Origin of the sequence: Microbacterium sp. (assembly GCF_031178445.1) — a bacterium.
Lineage (GTDB): Bacteria > Actinomycetota > Actinomycetes > Actinomycetales > Microbacteriaceae > Microbacterium.
Window position 1 is genome coordinate 42,809 of record NZ_JAPSIY010000003.1, and the last position, 14,076, is coordinate 56,884.

Below are 14,076 nucleotides of genomic sequence, written 5' to 3' on the forward strand. Positions count from 1 at the left end.
GAACCCATGGCTGAGTGGTCCCGGCATCCCGCCGTCGCGTTTTCGAAAGGTTGCGGCCGTCAGCTGACCAGCAGCTGATGCCTGGCCAGGTCGCGATACAGCGGGGTCGACTCCACGAGCTCCTCGTGCGTGCCCTGGCCGACGACGCGACCGTCCTGCAGCACGACGATGAGGTCGCTGTCCACGACGGTCGAGAGACGATGCGCGATCACCAGCAGGGTGCGATCGGATGCGGCCGCGTCGATCGCCTCGCGCATCCGCTGCTCGTTCACGCCGTCCAGCGACGACGTCGACTCGTCGAGCAGCAGTACCGGCGCCCTGGTCAGTAGCGCCCTCGCGATTGCCAGGCGCTGACGCTCTCCGCCCGAGAGCATCACGCCGTCCTCGCCCACCTGCGTCTGAAGCCCCAGTGGGCTGCGCTCGAGCACGTCGCCGAGATTCACCGTGCGCAGCACCCGCTCGCAGTCCTCGTCTGTGGCATCCGGTGACGCGAGGCGCAGGTTGTCGGCGAGGGTTCCGGCGAGGGTGGGTGCGTCCTGCTCGACGTACCCGAACCGGGATCGCAGCTCATCGCGAGGAAATGTGCGCACGTCGTGGCCGTCCACCCGGATGGAACCGCCGGTGGGGTCGTAGAACCGCTCGACGAGCGCGAGGATGGTGCTCTTGCCGGCGCCGCTCGGCCCGACGAGAGCCACGCGGGAGCCGCGCGGCACGGCGAACGAGACACCCCTGAGAACCTCGGGATCCTGGTCCTCCGTCTTCTCGGCCCGCCGCTCGAGGTGGGCGTCGACCAGCAGATTCTGCGCCTCCTTGGCCGCCGCGGCACGCGCGGCGGTGACGTTCTCGGGGTAGCGGAAGCGCACGTCCCGGAACTCGATCGCCGCGGACCCCGCGACCGGAACGGCTGTGGCCGCTGCATCTGCCTCATCGCGTTCGGCTTCGGCGGGCAGGTCGAGGACCTCCTGGATACGACCCAGAGCCCCGAGCGCCTGATTCACGGACGTGATCGCCCCGAACGCCTCACCGAGCGGCATGACCAGCATGAACAGGAACATGATGAACGTCACGAGAGCCGCGATGCTCAGCGCTCCCGACGCCACCCTGAATCCACCGACGCCGAGAACGACCAGCAGTGAGAGCTGCAGCGCGATCCCGGCCACGGGCACCACCGTCGACGAGATCTTGGCGATGCGCACTCCCAGCCCATACGCCTCCGATGCGAGCTCGGTGACGGCGTGCGTCTCACGCTCCGTGGCGCCCGAGGCGCGCACGGTGCGGATCGATGACACGGCGCGTTCGACGCCTGAGGCCAGTTCGCCCACCTTGTGCTGCTGAGCCGCGGAGGCGCTGCGGATCCGCGTGCTGAGTAGCACGACGACGACCACGGAGGTGCCGATGACGATGACGATGAGGACGAGCAGCAGGGGGTCGATGATCAGCATCGCGACGAGCGCGCCGATGAAGAGGATCGAGCTGCCGACCGCATCCGCGAGGCCCTGGGTCAGGACCGCGTAGAGCAGCGTGGTGTCGGTGCCGACGCGCGAGACGAGGTCGCCGGTGCGGCGTGCGTCGAACTCGCTGATCGGCAGGCGCAGGATGCGGGCGATCAGCTTGCGCCGGCTGGAGTACACCACGGCCGTACCGGTGCGCTGCAGCAGATAATGCTGATAGCCGGAGATGACGGATGCCGCGATCACGAAACCGATCAGCATCCACACGAGTGAGCCGAGGGCCTCGTCGCGCTGCACGCGATCGATGACCTGCCCGACGAGCAGAGGCTGCACGAGTGAGGCCGCTGCGCCGATGATGCTGAGCAGCGCGACGACCCAGAGCACCTTCTTGTGTTCGAAAAGGAATGGGAGGAGCTGGCGGAACGTGGCGCGCGGACCGTCCTGCGCTGCGCCGCGTCCGCGTCGGCGTGCTGTCGCCGTGCTGGACATGAGGGACCTTCTTCGGTGGGAGCGTCTCTATTGTCTGCCGAACTTCTTATGCGCGGCCTGTTTGGTGACTCCCATCGCACTCGCGATCGCCTGCCACGAGAAGCCGGCGACACGAGCGCGACGAACCTGGGCTTCCTCGGCGCGGGCGATCTCGCGGCGGACGAGAGCGAGTCGGTGCAGTTCGGCGAGGGGTTCGCCCTCGGGTTCGGTGTCGATGGCTGTGCGAACGATCATGCTCGTCAATATAGGTTGACAGCCGTGGGTGCGTCAACCGGTATTGACGCGGGGTGTCCGGCAGGATGGAACGATGCTGACACCTCCCAGACCGCGCCCCGGTGACCGCGTCGCGATTCTCTCGCCGGCATTCGCCGCCCCTGCCGTCTCCGAGGCGATCCACGAACAGGCGCTGAGGCGGCTGGTCGAGCTGACCGGCCTGATCCCGGTCGAGTTCCCCACCACTCGGCAGCTGGGTGCGAGCGCCGAGGCGCGCGCCGCCGACGTCAACGCGGCGTTCGCAGACCCGGGCATCCGCGCGATCCTCGCGACCATCGGCGGTGACGACCAGCTTCTCGTCACCCCGCATCTCGACCCCGCTCTCGTGCTCGCCGACCCGAAGCCGTTCGTGGGATACAGCGACAACACCAACATCCTCAACTGGCTGTGGCGTCACGGTGTCGCCGGTTATCACGGCGGTTCCACCCAGGTGCACCTCGGAGCGGGCCCCGCCGTCGACGACGTGCATCTGCGCTCGCTGCGCGCCGCGCTGCTCGACGGCGGTGAGATCGCGCTCACCGAGCCGGGCGAGGCGGAGGACTTCGGGCGGCGCTGGGAGAGCAGCGAGGCGCTCACCGCGTTCGGCGACCGCGAGCCCACCGAGCCGTGGACCTGGGCGGGTCCGGCGAACCGCGCCGCCGGGCGCACATGGGGCGGTTGTCTTGAGGTGCTCGTGCAGCTCGCGCTGGCCGACCGGCTGCCCTCGAATGAAGAGCTGGAGGGCGCGATCCTGCTGCTGGAGACGAGCGAACAGCTCACGCCGGCCGAGGCCGTCGCCGACCATCTTCGGTCGTTGGGCGAGCGGGGGATGCTCGACGCCGTCGCCGGCGTCGTGGTCGCACGGCCCGTCGTTAGCACTTTCGATGTGATGCCTTCGCCGGCCGAGCGGGCCTCCCTGCGCGCCGCCCAGCGCGACGCGGTGATCGAACAGGTGCACCGGTACAACCCGGAGGCGGTCGTCTGCGTGGGAGTGCCGTTCGGACACACCCGTCCGCAGTGGATCGTGCCCTACGGCGGACAGATGTCGCTCGACGGCGCGAACCGCACGGTGACCGCCGCGTATTGACATGCGGAGAACGACGATTCCCCGCAGGAGCCCTGCGGGGAATCGTCGTCATCGGGGCCTCAGTACTGGGGCGGTGCCGGGGGTGCGCTCGGCGGTGCCGGGGGAGCCGTCGGGGGAGTGGTCGGCGGCGTCGTCGGGGGTGTGGGCGGCGTGTGCGGCGCGTCCGGAGCCGGCGGCGGCGTCACAGGCGGCTGCGTCGAGGCGGCCGGTCCTGACGCGGGAGCGGATGCCGCCGTCGCCGAGGTCGGTGCCGATGCGGCCGCGGCCGTCGGCCTGCTGAGCTCCGACTCCATGGATCCGAGCCACTTCTCCCAGCGCGAGCGCATGGGCTCGATGAGCCCGCCGCCGATGCCGACGATGGCGATGCCGACGAGGGCCGCGAGGACCGCGATGAGAATGGGCATGGTCACCGTGACGGCGACGCCGATCTGATTCAGCGCGGCGATCACACCCATCGCGATGATCGAGATCGTCACGATGCGGGTGAGCAGGCTGCCGAAACGGAACTTCGACAGCGCCGGTCGCATGATGTCGCCCACGAAGTTGGCGATGGCGGCGACGACGATCACGATGACGATCGCGACCAGGACCCGGGGCAGCCAGCCGATGATCTCCTCGACGATGCCGGAGACCGGGTTGCTCGGACCGAATGCGCCCAGTGCGAGCAGCAGTGCGATCAGCAGGATGAAGTAGTACACCAGCTTGACCACGAGCGTGAGCGGGTCGATGCCGGTGGGGGCGAGCAGTCGGGATATGCCTGCTCTGTCGAGAAGCCTGTGGAAGCCGAGCTTCTTGAACAGGAATTCGAGACCCTTCGCGATGCTCTTCGCGATCAGCCATCCGATCAGCAGGATGATGAGGAAGACGATCAGCTGAAGGACGAAGTTGCCGATACCCGCGAGCACGGCGCCCAATCCGAACCATTCCATGGTGTTACCTCCCCTGTCGTATGCGTCGAGGGCTGTCCCCGACCGAGGGTGCCCCTCCGGTCTAGCCGGGGTCGTCGGACTTCGACAACCGCTTGACGAGCGGGGCGCGGGCGGGTAGGTATCAGCGTGCGGCGAGCCGTACGCGGCCGCGGAGTTCGTGCACAGTGGAGACGCCGGTCAGCTGCATGGTGCGTACCGCCTCCGCGCGCATGATCTGCAGCATCCTGTCCACGCCGCGTTCCCCGCCCGCCATCAGCCCGTACAGGTACGCGCGCCCCACCATGCACGCGTCAGCGCCGAGGCCGACCGCGGCCAGCACATCCGCGCCCGACAGTATTCCGGTGTCGAGGAAGATCTCGGCGTCGTCGCCGACGGCGGCGGCGACCTCGGGCAGCAGCCGCAGGGGAGTGGGCGCCCTGTCGAGCTGACGACCGCCGTGGTTCGAGACCACCAGTGCGTCGGCGCCGGCATCCACCACTCGCTTCGCGTCGGCGACCGACTGGATGCCCTTGACGACGAGCTCGCCCTCCCATTGCTCCCGCAGCCAGGCGAGATCCTCGATCCGCAGGCTGGGGTCGAACATCTTCGCTACCAGCTCCGCGACGGTGCCGTCGAAGGAGCGCAGGCTCGCGAACTCGATCGGGGCCGTCGTGAGTACGTTGAACCACCACGCCGGGTGCCACGCCATGTCCCAGATGGTCTTCGCGTTCAGCGTCGGCGGGATGGTCAGCCCGTTGCGGGCGTCGCGCAGGCGGTTGCCCGCAACCGGGGTGTCGACGGTGAGCACCAGCGTGCTGTAGCCGGCGCGGCGCGCGTCGTCGATCATCTTCCTGGTGCCGTCGCGATCCTTCCAGAGATAGAGCTGGAACCAGTTGTCGCCGGCTGGCACCGCCGTCACGAGCTCGCCGGGCGAGGTCGTGCCCAACGTCGAGAGCGTGTACGGCACGCCGGCCCTGGCCGCGGCGCCGGCGACGGCGATCTCGCCCTCATGGTGCATCATCCGGGTGAAGCCCGTCGGCGCCATGATCAGCGGCATGGACGCCGGCCTGCCGAGGATCGTGGCCGAGGTGTCGACCGTGGCGACGTCGTGCAGCACGCGCGGCTCGAACTCGACCTCGGCGAAGGCGCGGCGTGCGCGCGCGATTCCGTGCTCGTCCTCGGCCGCGCCGTGCACGTAGTCGAACACCGAGCGCGGCGTGTTGCGCCGGGCGATGCGGGCGAGGTCCTTCACCGACAGCGCCTTCGCGAGCCGGCGATCGGTCGCGTTCCACACCGGTCGGCGGAACCCGAGCAGCGGAGCGACCGCACCCCAGGTCGGCACTCGTCGTTCGACGCGCCGCCGTCCGCTGGTCATCCCTTCGCCCGGCCGGTGCCGAGGTAGGCCTGGATGATGTCGTCGTCGGCGAGCAGATCCTCGGACGCCCCCGACCGGACGATCCCGCCGTTCTGCAGGATGTGGCCCTCACTGGCCGCCTGGAGGGCGCGTCTGGCGTTCTGCTCGACCAGCAGCACCGTCGTGCCGCCGGCCAGCACCTCGTCGATGACGCCGAAGACCTCGTTGACGATCTTCGGGGCGAGCCCCATGGACGGCTCATCCATCAGCATCAGCTTCGGCCGAGCGAGCATCGCCCTGCCGATCGCGAGCATCTGCTGCTCGCCGCCCGACAGCGACCCCGCGGGTAGTCTGCGACGCTCGCCGAGCACGGGGAACCGCTGATACATCTCATCGATCGCGGCCGCCGCCTTGGCACCATGGAAGCGCGCGCCCATCTGCAGGTTCTCGGCGATCGTCATCGTCGCGAGGATCTGCCTGCCCTCGGGCACCTGCACGAGCCCACGCGGCACCAAGCGGTGCGACTTGGCCTTCGTGATGTCGGCGCCCTCGAAGGTGATCGTGCCGCCGGTGGGCCGCACGACGCCGGAGATCGCGTTGATGATCGACGACTTGCCTGCACCGTTCGCACCCACGAGCGTCACCAGGGTTCCGGCGGCGACGTCGAAGGACACCCCGCGTACGGCCTCGACGCGGCCGTACGACACAGTGAGATCCTTCACGCTCAGCAGCGGCTCAGCCACGGTGCTCCTCCTTGCCCTCGGCATCGGATCCGGTGCGGCCGCTCCTGTCCGTGGCGGCCACGTCCGCGCCGCCGTCGGCGTCCGCCTCGCGGTCGCCGTCCGCGGAACCGAGGTACGCCTCGATGACACGCTCGTCGGCGGCGATCTGCGCGGCCGAGCCTTCGGCGAGCACCTCGCCGAAGTTCAGCACGACGATGTGGTCGCAGGTGTCGAGCACCATGCCGACGTTGTGCTCGATGAAGATGATGGTCAGGCCGTCCTCCGCGAGCGAGCGGATGAGGGTCGAGAGCCCCTCCGCCTCGACGTGGTTCATTCCCGCCGCGGGCTCATCGAGGATGAGCAGCGAGGGGTCGGCCGCGAGAGCGCGGGCGATCTCGAGGCGGCGCTGGTCGCCGTAGGACAGCGACTTCGCAGTGTCGTTCGCCTTGTCGAGCAGACCCACCCTGCGCAGGCAGCGCGCGGCGTGCTCCAGTGCGAGTCGCTCGTCGCGCCGGGCCGACGGCAGCCACAGCAGCCGGCGCAGGAACGTCGGTCTGGCGACGAGATGCGCGCCGATCAGCACGTTCTCGAGGGCGGTCAGCCGGTTGAACAGCTTGGAGTGCTGGAAGGTGCGGGTCACACCGGCGGCGGCGATCTTGTGCACCGGTGTGCGGCCGACCTGCACGCCGAGCACGCTGGCCGTGCCCGAGGAGGGCGGGATGAGCCCGCTGATCATGTTGACCAGCGTCGTCTTGCCGGCGCCGTTCGGCCCGATCAGGCCGACGACGTCACCGCTGCGCACGGTCAGGTCGACGCTGCGTACGGCATGGACGCCGCCGTACTCCTTCGACAGCCCCTTCAGCTCGGCGACGACCTCGCCCTTAGCGGGGTGCACGCGCCCGGCGACGACGGCACCGCCGTCGAGCGTGCTCACGTCGATGCGCTGCCTGCGCCGGGGGATGAGGCTGGCGATGCCACCGGGCAGGTAGAGGATGACAAGCAGCAGGAGCAGGCCGGAGATGAACGGACGGATCCAGCCGGCCTCGATGCCGATGGCGCGCTGGATCTCGGGCAGCAGCGTCTGGAATCCGCTGCCGAGGATGGGGCCCGCGAAGTTCGCCGTGCCGCCGACGACCGCGGTCACGAGACCGTCGATGGCCTTCTCGAACGCGAAGTCCTCTGGGGCGATCAGCCGCAGGTAGTACGCCCACATCACGCCGTACAGGCCGGCGAGCACCCCCGCGGCGACGAAGGCGCTGAGCCGGTGGCCGCCGACGTTGATCCCGATGGACCGGGCGGCGAGCTCATCCTCTCGGATGGCCTCGAGAGCGCGACCGTAGCGGGAGCGACCCTGGCGCCAGAACCAGTACGTGACGATGATCAGCACGGTCCAGGCGATGAGGGGCGTCATGATCTTGGGCACCGGCATGCCCTGAGCGCCGCCGGTCCACTCCGCGTTGAGGATGAAGATGCGGATGGCCTCGGCGAAGCCGAGCGTGGCGATCGCCAGGAAGACCCCGCGCAGCCGCATCGTCGGCAGGCCGAGGATGACGGCGGCGGCCGCGCCGACCAGCATCCCCACCACCATCGCGAACAGCAGCGTGGGCAGCGGTCCCCACTGGGTGGGAGCCGGGGTGATGGTCGCGGCGGTGAACGCGGCGATGCCCGCGAAGCCGGCCTGCGCGAGGCTGAGCTGCCCGGCGACGAGCACCGCGTAGAACGAGAACGCGAAGACCCCGTTGAGCGCGATGAAGACGAGTGTCGACTCGGTGAACAGCATCACACCTCCCGGACCCGGCGCTTGCCGAAGAGTCCCTGCGGACGCAGCAGCAGGATGACGAACAGCAGTGCGAACGCGATGAGATCACGCCAGCTCGAGCCGATGTACTGGATGGCGAACACCTCGGCGATGCCGAGGATGAGCCCACCGATGAGCGCTCCCGGCAGGGATCCCATTCCGCCCACGATGATGACCGCGAGCCCCTTCAACTCGATGGCGCCACCCATGCCCAGCTGCGCGCTGTTCACGTTCAGGGCGAACAGCACGCCGGCGACGGCGCCCAGAGCGGTCGAGATGGCGAATGTCATCGCCGTGACACGGTCGACGTTCACGCCCAGTACGCGCGCAGCGGTCGGGTTCTCCGCGACGGCGCGCATCGAGCGGCCGAGTGCGGTGCGGCCGACCAGCACCGTCAATGCGATCATGAGTCCGAGCGAGACGCCCAGGATCACGAGCTGCAGCGTGCTCGCGGTCACGCCCGCGAAGGGGATGCTCTCATCCGGCACCGTGTCCGGCGGGAAGCGCCGAGTGTTCGGACCGAAGACCGCCTGCAGAAGCGCGATCGTCATGCCGCCCATGGCGATCGACGAGATCAGCCCGGCGAAGTGCGCGTCGGGGCGATCCTTCAACGGCCGGAACGCGACCCGCTCGATGAGCAGGCCCAGGAGCGCACCGAAGGCGAACACGATCACCAGCACGAGCGCGATCGGCAGATCGAACGTGTCGGTGAGCCAGATGCCGACGAACGCCGAGGCGGCGAACGCGGCCGGGTGGGCCAGATTCAGACGATCCAGGATGCCGAACACCAGCGTGAAGCCGATGGCGAACAGCGCGTAGATCGATCCGAGGAACAGGCCGTTCAGCAGCTGCTGCATGGGGTTCCCTCTCGCGGAACGCGGATCACTTCAGGACAGCGAACTTACCGTCCTCGACGATCTGCACCACGGCCGGGTGCTCGGCGTCGCGGTTCTCGTTGATGCTGATCTCGCCCAGCGGAGTGGCCAGGTCCTTGACCTGGGTCAGACCGTCCTGGATGTCGGCGCGCTCGCCCGAGCAGTTCGCGCGGACGGCGTGGTCGATGATCTTCAGACCCGTGTACGCCTGAGCGGCGAACTGGTCGGGGCCCGAGCCGTGCTTCTCCTCGAACGCCGCCATGAAGTCCGTGTTCTCGGGGCTGTCGGATGCCGAGTTCCAGGCTGCGCCGACGATGACGCCCTCAGCGGCATCCCCGGCATCCGCCATCAGCTGGGGGTTGTTGAAGCCGTTGCCACCGATGATCGGCTGGTCGACGCCCAGCTCGCGCGCCTGGGTGACCAGCGGGATCGCGGCCTCGATGAGGGCCGAGACGACGATCGCATCGGCGTCCTGCTCCTTGGCCGCGGTGAGCAGGCTGCGGAAGTCGGTGTCCTTCACCGAGAAGGTCAGGGTGTCGGCGATCTCCACGCCCTCGTCCTCGAGCGCCGACTCCATGACCTGGAAGCCGGACTCGGTGAACGCGTCGTCGTTGCTGTACATCACGACGACCTTCTCCAGACCGAGCTTCTCGGTCGCCGCTGCGATGGTCTGCGGGATCACCTGCGCCTCGGTCAGCGAGTCGCGGAAGATGAAATCGCCCTGCTCGGTGATTCCCGTGGCCGTGTTCGAGATCGCGAGCACGGGCACGCCGGCCTCCTGCGCGACCGGCTGTGCCTGGAAGGCCGTGTTCGAGAGGGTGGGTCCGATGATGGCGCTGGTGCCGTCGCCGACGAAGTTCTCGAAGACGCCGATGGCCTGACGCGGATCTGTGCCGTCGTCCTCGACCTTCAGCTCGTACTTCACACCCTCTGCCGCGTTGAGCTCCTCCAGGGCCAGCTCGAGACCCTTCTGCTGCGATTCGCCGTAGCTCGCAGCGCCCCCGGTGAGGCTGAGCGCCGCGCCGACCTGCACGGTGCCTTCGATCACGCAGGATTCGCCGCTGCCGGTGCCCTTCAGGCCTTCGGCGGAGCCGCCTCCGTCGCCATCGCCGCCGGCGCTGCAGCCGGCGAGGACGAGAGCGGATGCAGAAAGGATGACTGCGGTGCGGACGGCTTTGCGCATGAGATCTCCGATGAGCGAGCGATTCAGATTCGCCGGCGCGACGTCGATCGGGTGGAGCGTCATGGCGTGAGCGCGTCAGCCTCTTCGAAGCGCGCTGGCGATGGATCGATCATAGTGCCGCGCGACGTGCGATCGACGCCGATGCGCGACGGGTCACCAGAGGACGGCGATGCCGGCGTTCACGAGCGTGAGCACGCCGACACCCCAGAACAGAACGGGCGGCACTGCGCCCGCCTTGCGCTGGCGTGCCTGTCCGATGCCGAGGAACGCTCCGATGATCAGCAGCACGATGAGCTTGGTGCCGATCTTGGCGTAGTTCATCTCGGCGCCCTCGGGCAGGCCCCACGGCGCGGCCAGCGCCAGTCCGGCTACCGCTGCGATTGAGATCCCGACGTGCATGAGCCGCGCGATCTCGCGTTTGCCGCCGAAAGCCTGCACCGCCCAGGATCCGAACAGCACGGCGAAGCCGATCAGGTGGATGAACAGGACGATGTGGCGCAGGGTCTCCATGGCCCCCAGGCTAGCCGAACCGACGACGGCGCCGCAGCGGCCGATCAGCCGCGCAGTTCCGCGATCACGCGAGCGGTCCGCAGCGCGGCATCCGCGGCCTCGGCGCCCTTGTCCTCCTTCGAGCCCTCGAGCCCGGCGCGCTCGAGTCCCTGCTGCTCGTCGTCGAGCGTGAGCACGCCGAATCCGACCGGCCTGCCGGCGTCGAGTGCGACGCGGGTCAGCCCGTCGGTGGTCGCCGCCGAGACGTACTCGAAGTGCGGCGTCCCGCCCCGGATGATCACGCCCAGCGCGACGACCGCATCCGCGCCCCCCGCGAAGGCGGCCTGAGCCGCGACGGCCAGCTCGAACGACCCCGGCACGCGCACGAGCGAGTGCGCGGCGCCGGCCGCGTCGAGCGTGCGCTGGGCCCCCGCGATCAGTCCATCGGTGATGGTGTCGTGCCAGGTCCCCGCGACGATGACGACGCGCAGCCCGCTGCCGTCGACGGGGGTCTGCGTGGTGGGTGCTCCTTCGCGGCTCATGCCTGCTCCTTCCCCTGCGCGAGCGCCTCGGCCAGTTCGGCCTCGCCGATGATGTGGCCCATGCGGTCGCGCTTGGTCTCGAGATACTGGTGGTTGTTCGGTCCGACGCCGACGATCAGCGGCACCTGCTCGACGACGTCGAGGCCGAGCTCGCGCAGCTTGTTCACCTTGTCGGTGTTGTTCGTGAGCAGCCGCACCTTGGACACGCCCAGGTCAGCGAGGATGCCCGCGGCAGCGGCGTACTCGCGGGCGTCCGCCGGCAAGCCGAGCGCCAGGTTCGCGTCGACGGTGTCGAGGCCATCCTCCTGCAGGCTGTAGGCGCGGAGCTTGTTGATCAGTCCGATTCCGCGACCCTCGTGTCCGCGCATGTAGATGACGATCCCGCCGTCCTGCTCGATGGCGTCGAGCGCCGCGTCCAGCTGCGGGCCGCACTCGCATTTCAGCGACCCGAACGCCTCGCCCGTCAGGCATTCCGAATGCACCCGCACCAGTGCGGTCTCGCCGGGCTCTCCCGACACGACGGCGATGTGATCGGTGCCGGTGACGCGGTCCTTGTAGGCGAGGAAGCGGAAGGAGCCGTGCTCGGTCGGCACATTGGCATCGGCGCGGAGGCTCACTCGCCGCCGTCCGTGCGGTGCGCGGGCGGCCGCACCGTCGAGCGGATCGATCTCGTTGAGGTGCGCGATGAGCTGCTCGATGGTGATGACGGGTACGCCGTCGCGTTCACCGAGCTCGAGCAGGCCCGGCATGCGCATCATGCTGCCGTCCTCGGCGACGACCTCGGCGATCGCACCGACCGGGCGGAGACCGGCCAGGCGCATCAGCTCCACAGCCGCCTCGGTGTGACCGCTTCGCTCGCGCACGCCTCCGTCGACCGCCCGCAGGGGCAGGATGTGCCCGGGGCGGATGATGCTGGTCGCCGTCGACCCGGGGTCGGCCAGCACGTTCAGGGTGTGAGCCCTGTCGCCGGCGCTGATGCCGGTGGTGACGCCGCTCGCGGCATCCACGCTCACCGTGTATGCGGTCGATCGGGCGTCCTCGTTCGACTCGACCATAGGCGGCAGGTTGAGGTGATCGGCGAGATCCGCGGGCATCGGCGCGCAGACGAAGCCCGAAGACCAGCGCACCATCCATGCGACGGAGCTCGGCGTCGCCAGCTCTGCCGACAGGATGACGTCGCCTTCGTTCTCGCGATCCTCGTCGTCGGCGACGATGATCGGCCGTCCCGCGCGCAGTGCGTCGAGGGCCTCGGCAATGGTGGAAAGGCTCATCGGGAGCCTCCTTCCGGAACGGAGCGGAACGCGAGCAGGCGCTCGACGTGACGGGCGAGGATGTCGGTCTCGAGATTGACGATGTCACCGGGCTGCAGATCGCCCAGCGTTGTGGCCTCGAGCGTCTCGGGGATGAGCGAGACCTCGAACCAGGCGTCGCCCGCAGCGGGCGCGCTGACGGCGCTCACGGTGAGCGATGTGCCTGCGACGGTGATCGAACCCTTGTCGACGACGAGCGGCGCGAGGTCCGCCGGCATGCTGATGCGCAGCACCCGCCATTGCTCGCCGGGGCGCACCTCCAGCACGGAGCCGGTGCCGTCGACGTGCCCCTGCACGATGTGGCCGCCGAGCCGTGCACCCACCGGCATGGCCTTCTCGATGTTGACGCGCGACCCCACCTGCAGCGCTCCGAGTGCCGACACGTCGAGGGTCTGCTTCATGACATCGGCGTCGAACGACTCGGCGGTCGATCCGACCACGGTCAGGCACACGCCGCTGACGGCGATCGACTCGCCGTGCACCGCGTCGGATGCCGCACCAGGGGCGCGCACCGTCAGGCGCCAGCCGTCTCCCGAAGCGGAGATCGCGGCGATCTCGCCGATCTCCTCGATGATTCCGGTGAACATCAGTTCCCTTCCTTCGTCGTCGCCGGACGGGCGATCACGAGCAGATCGGCGCCCAGCGGCATCCATTCGTCGACGATGAGCCTGCGGGCGCCGTCGATGCCCTCGACGCCGATGTCGGTGAGGGCGAGGCGCGCACCCCCGAGAAGCACGGGCGCGATGTAGGCGAGCACGTCGTCGCAGAGACCCTCCGCGATGAACCGGCTGGCGAGCGTGGGGCCGCCTTCGACGAACACGCGCTGCACTCCGCGCTCACGCAGATCGTCCAGGACGGCGTGAAGATCCCGCGTCGGATAGAACAGCGGCTCCCTGGGGTGACGGCGCAGCGCCGCGTCGGCAGGCGTCTCGCGTGCGCCGATGACGACGGGAACCGGCTGGTGGGGGAGCAGCACGTCGCCGTCGCGCGCGGTGAGCGACGGGTCGTCGGCGAGAACGGTGCCGGTGCCGACGACGATGGCGTCGGATGCCGCGCGGCGCAGGTGCACGTCCGCGCGCGCGGCTGCGCCTGTGATCCACTGACTGGTGCCGTCGGATGCGGCGGCGCGGCCGTCGAGGCTCTGAGCCCATTTGACGGTGACGCGAGGACGGCCCAGGCGCTGCACGTCGAGCCAGTCGGCGATCAGCGCCCTCGACGCCTCGGCCTGCTCGCCGGGTTCGACATCGACTCCGGCGGCGCGTAGGCGCTCGCCACCGCCACTGGAGAGCTCACCCGGATCGTCCAGAGCGTAGACGACGCGGCCCACACCGGCGTCGATCAGGGCCTGAGAGCAGGGCCCGGTGCGGCCGGTGTGATTGCAGGGTTCCAGGGTGACGACGGCGGTGGCGCCGCGCGCGGCGCCCGGTGCGAGCTTCCCGAGGGCGTCGACCTCGGCGTGCGGGGTGCCGGCGCCGCGGTGCCAGCCTTCGGCGAGCACATCGCCGGCGGGGGAGAGGATGATCGCGCCCACCTGGGGGTTCAGCCCGCGAGGACCGTTGCCGGCGAGTTCGAGGGCGCGCGTCATCGCGTGGCGCTCTGCCTCGGTCACTGCCATC

At 69.4% G+C, this 14,076-nt stretch carries 14 protein-coding genes; 1 reads left to right on the forward strand and 13 read right to left on the reverse strand.

The features are described 5' to 3' along the window. Positions 1 to 59 precede the first annotated feature (59 nt). Together RIN43_RS05295 and RIN43_RS05300 are read right to left on the reverse strand one after the other, a co-directional pair. Positions 60 to 1,940, reverse strand: a complete 1,881-nt coding sequence (locus tag RIN43_RS05295) for an ABC transporter ATP-binding protein (RefSeq protein ID WP_309127845.1) — start codon at positions 1,938 to 1,940, stop codon at positions 60 to 62. A gap of 27 nt (positions 1,941 to 1,967) precedes the next feature. Continuing rightward, complete coding sequence (locus RIN43_RS05300) at positions 1,968 to 2,174, reverse strand: AsnC family protein (protein ID WP_309127846.1); 207 nt, start codon at positions 2,172 to 2,174, stop codon at positions 1,968 to 1,970. A 73-nt stretch (positions 2,175 to 2,247) separates the two neighbouring features. Here RIN43_RS05300 and RIN43_RS05305 point away from each other — a divergent pair, with 73 nt between their 5' ends. Beyond that, entirely contained in the window at positions 2,248 to 3,279 is a 1,032-nt protein-coding gene (locus RIN43_RS05305; protein ID WP_309127847.1) for an LD-carboxypeptidase, read from the forward strand. A gap of 59 nt (positions 3,280 to 3,338) precedes the next feature. On the opposite strand, the gene RIN43_RS05310 is transcribed toward RIN43_RS05305, so the two are convergent. The 11 genes from RIN43_RS05310 to ribD all read right to left on the reverse strand — a co-directional run bounded on the left by RIN43_RS05310 (position 3,339) and on the right by ribD (position 14,075). Further along, entirely contained in the window at positions 3,339 to 4,208 is an 870-nt protein-coding gene (locus RIN43_RS05310; protein WP_309127848.1) for a hypothetical protein, read from the reverse strand. A 121-nt stretch (positions 4,209 to 4,329) separates the two neighbouring features. Next, positions 4,330 to 5,562, reverse strand: a complete 1,233-nt coding sequence (locus tag RIN43_RS05315) for an alpha-hydroxy acid oxidase (protein WP_309127849.1) — start codon at positions 5,560 to 5,562, stop codon at positions 4,330 to 4,332. Beyond that, positions 5,559 to 6,272 carry an ABC transporter ATP-binding protein gene (locus RIN43_RS05320; RefSeq protein WP_375163711.1) on the reverse strand — a complete coding sequence of 238 codons (714 nt, stop codon included), beginning with the start codon at positions 6,270 to 6,272 and terminating at the stop codon, positions 5,559 to 5,561. Before RIN43_RS05320 ends, RIN43_RS05315 begins: the two co-directional genes overlap by 4 nt. 4 nt (positions 6,273 to 6,276) lie before the next feature. Next, positions 6,277 to 8,043: a branched-chain amino acid ABC transporter ATP-binding protein/permease gene (locus RIN43_RS05325; RefSeq protein ID WP_309127851.1), complete on the reverse strand. Its 1,767-nt coding sequence runs from the start codon at positions 8,041 to 8,043 to the stop codon at positions 6,277 to 6,279. Further along, positions 8,043 to 8,918, reverse strand: a complete 876-nt coding sequence (locus tag RIN43_RS05330; protein ID WP_309127852.1) for a branched-chain amino acid ABC transporter permease — start codon at positions 8,916 to 8,918, stop codon at positions 8,043 to 8,045. Before RIN43_RS05330 ends, RIN43_RS05325 begins: the two co-directional genes overlap by 1 nt. 25 nt (positions 8,919 to 8,943) lie before the next feature. After that, the gene (locus RIN43_RS05335; protein ID WP_309127853.1) at positions 8,944 to 10,182 is read right to left on the reverse strand and encodes an ABC transporter substrate-binding protein; all 1,239 of its coding nucleotides are present in this window, start codon (positions 10,180 to 10,182) and stop codon (positions 8,944 to 8,946) included. Between the two features lie 90 nt (positions 10,183 to 10,272). Beyond that, entirely contained in the window at positions 10,273 to 10,629 is a 357-nt protein-coding gene (locus RIN43_RS05340) for a Fe-S protein (RefSeq protein ID WP_309127854.1), read from the reverse strand. A 44-nt stretch (positions 10,630 to 10,673) separates the two neighbouring features. Then, positions 10,674 to 11,150, reverse strand: coding sequence for a 6,7-dimethyl-8-ribityllumazine synthase (gene ribH, locus RIN43_RS05345; protein ID WP_309127855.1), 477 nt, complete (start codon positions 11,148 to 11,150; stop codon positions 10,674 to 10,676). Next, positions 11,147 to 12,421, reverse strand: a complete 1,275-nt coding sequence (gene ribA, locus RIN43_RS05350) for a GTP cyclohydrolase II (protein WP_309127856.1) — start codon at positions 12,419 to 12,421, stop codon at positions 11,147 to 11,149. Before ribA ends, ribH begins: the two co-directional genes overlap by 4 nt. Next, positions 12,418 to 13,047: a riboflavin synthase gene (locus RIN43_RS05355; protein WP_309127857.1), complete on the reverse strand. Its 630-nt coding sequence runs from the start codon at positions 13,045 to 13,047 to the stop codon at positions 12,418 to 12,420. Before RIN43_RS05355 ends, ribA begins: the two co-directional genes overlap by 4 nt. After that, positions 13,047 to 14,075 carry a bifunctional diaminohydroxyphosphoribosylaminopyrimidine deaminase/5-amino-6-(5-phosphoribosylamino)uracil reductase RibD gene (ribD, locus tag RIN43_RS05360; RefSeq protein ID WP_309127858.1) on the reverse strand — a complete coding sequence of 343 codons (1,029 nt, stop codon included), beginning with the start codon at positions 14,073 to 14,075 and terminating at the stop codon, positions 13,047 to 13,049. Before ribD ends, RIN43_RS05355 begins: the two co-directional genes overlap by 1 nt. Position 14,076: the final 1 nt, after the last annotated feature.

Bases quoted from the DNA above. Each gene is read 5' to 3' on its own strand.
- RIN43_RS05295 (WP_309127845.1), bottom strand. From the start codon at position 1,940: ATGTCCAGCACGGCGACAGCACGCCGACGCGGACGCGGCGCAGCGCAG.
- RIN43_RS05300 (WP_309127846.1), bottom strand. From the start codon at position 2,174: ATGATCGTTCGCACAGCCATCGACACCGAACCCGAGGGCGAACCCCTC.
- RIN43_RS05305 (WP_309127847.1), top strand. From the start codon at position 2,248: ATGCTGACACCTCCCAGACCGCGCCCCGGTGACCGCGTCGCGATTCTC.
- RIN43_RS05310 (WP_309127848.1), bottom strand. From the start codon at position 4,208: ATGGAATGGTTCGGATTGGGCGCCGTGCTCGCGGGTATCGGCAACTTC.
- RIN43_RS05315 (WP_309127849.1), bottom strand. From the start codon at position 5,562: ATGACCAGCGGACGGCGGCGCGTCGAACGACGAGTGCCGACCTGGGGT.
- RIN43_RS05325 (WP_309127851.1), bottom strand. From the start codon at position 8,043: ATGCTGTTCACCGAGTCGACACTCGTCTTCATCGCGCTCAACGGGGTC.
- RIN43_RS05330 (WP_309127852.1), bottom strand. From the start codon at position 8,918: ATGCAGCAGCTGCTGAACGGCCTGTTCCTCGGATCGATCTACGCGCTG.
- RIN43_RS05335 (WP_309127853.1), bottom strand. From the start codon at position 10,182: ATGACGCTCCACCCGATCGACGTCGCGCCGGCGAATCTGAATCGCTCG.
- RIN43_RS05340 (WP_309127854.1), bottom strand. From the start codon at position 10,629: ATGGAGACCCTGCGCCACATCGTCCTGTTCATCCACCTGATCGGCTTC.
- ribH (WP_309127855.1), bottom strand. From the start codon at position 11,150: ATGAGCCGCGAAGGAGCACCCACCACGCAGACCCCCGTCGACGGCAGC.
- ribA (WP_309127856.1), bottom strand. From the start codon at position 12,421: ATGAGCCTTTCCACCATTGCCGAGGCCCTCGACGCACTGCGCGCGGGA.
- RIN43_RS05355 (WP_309127857.1), bottom strand. From the start codon at position 13,047: ATGTTCACCGGAATCATCGAGGAGATCGGCGAGATCGCCGCGATCTCC.
- ribD (WP_309127858.1), bottom strand. From the start codon at position 14,075: ATGGCAGTGACCGAGGCAGAGCGCCACGCGATGACGCGCGCCCTCGAA.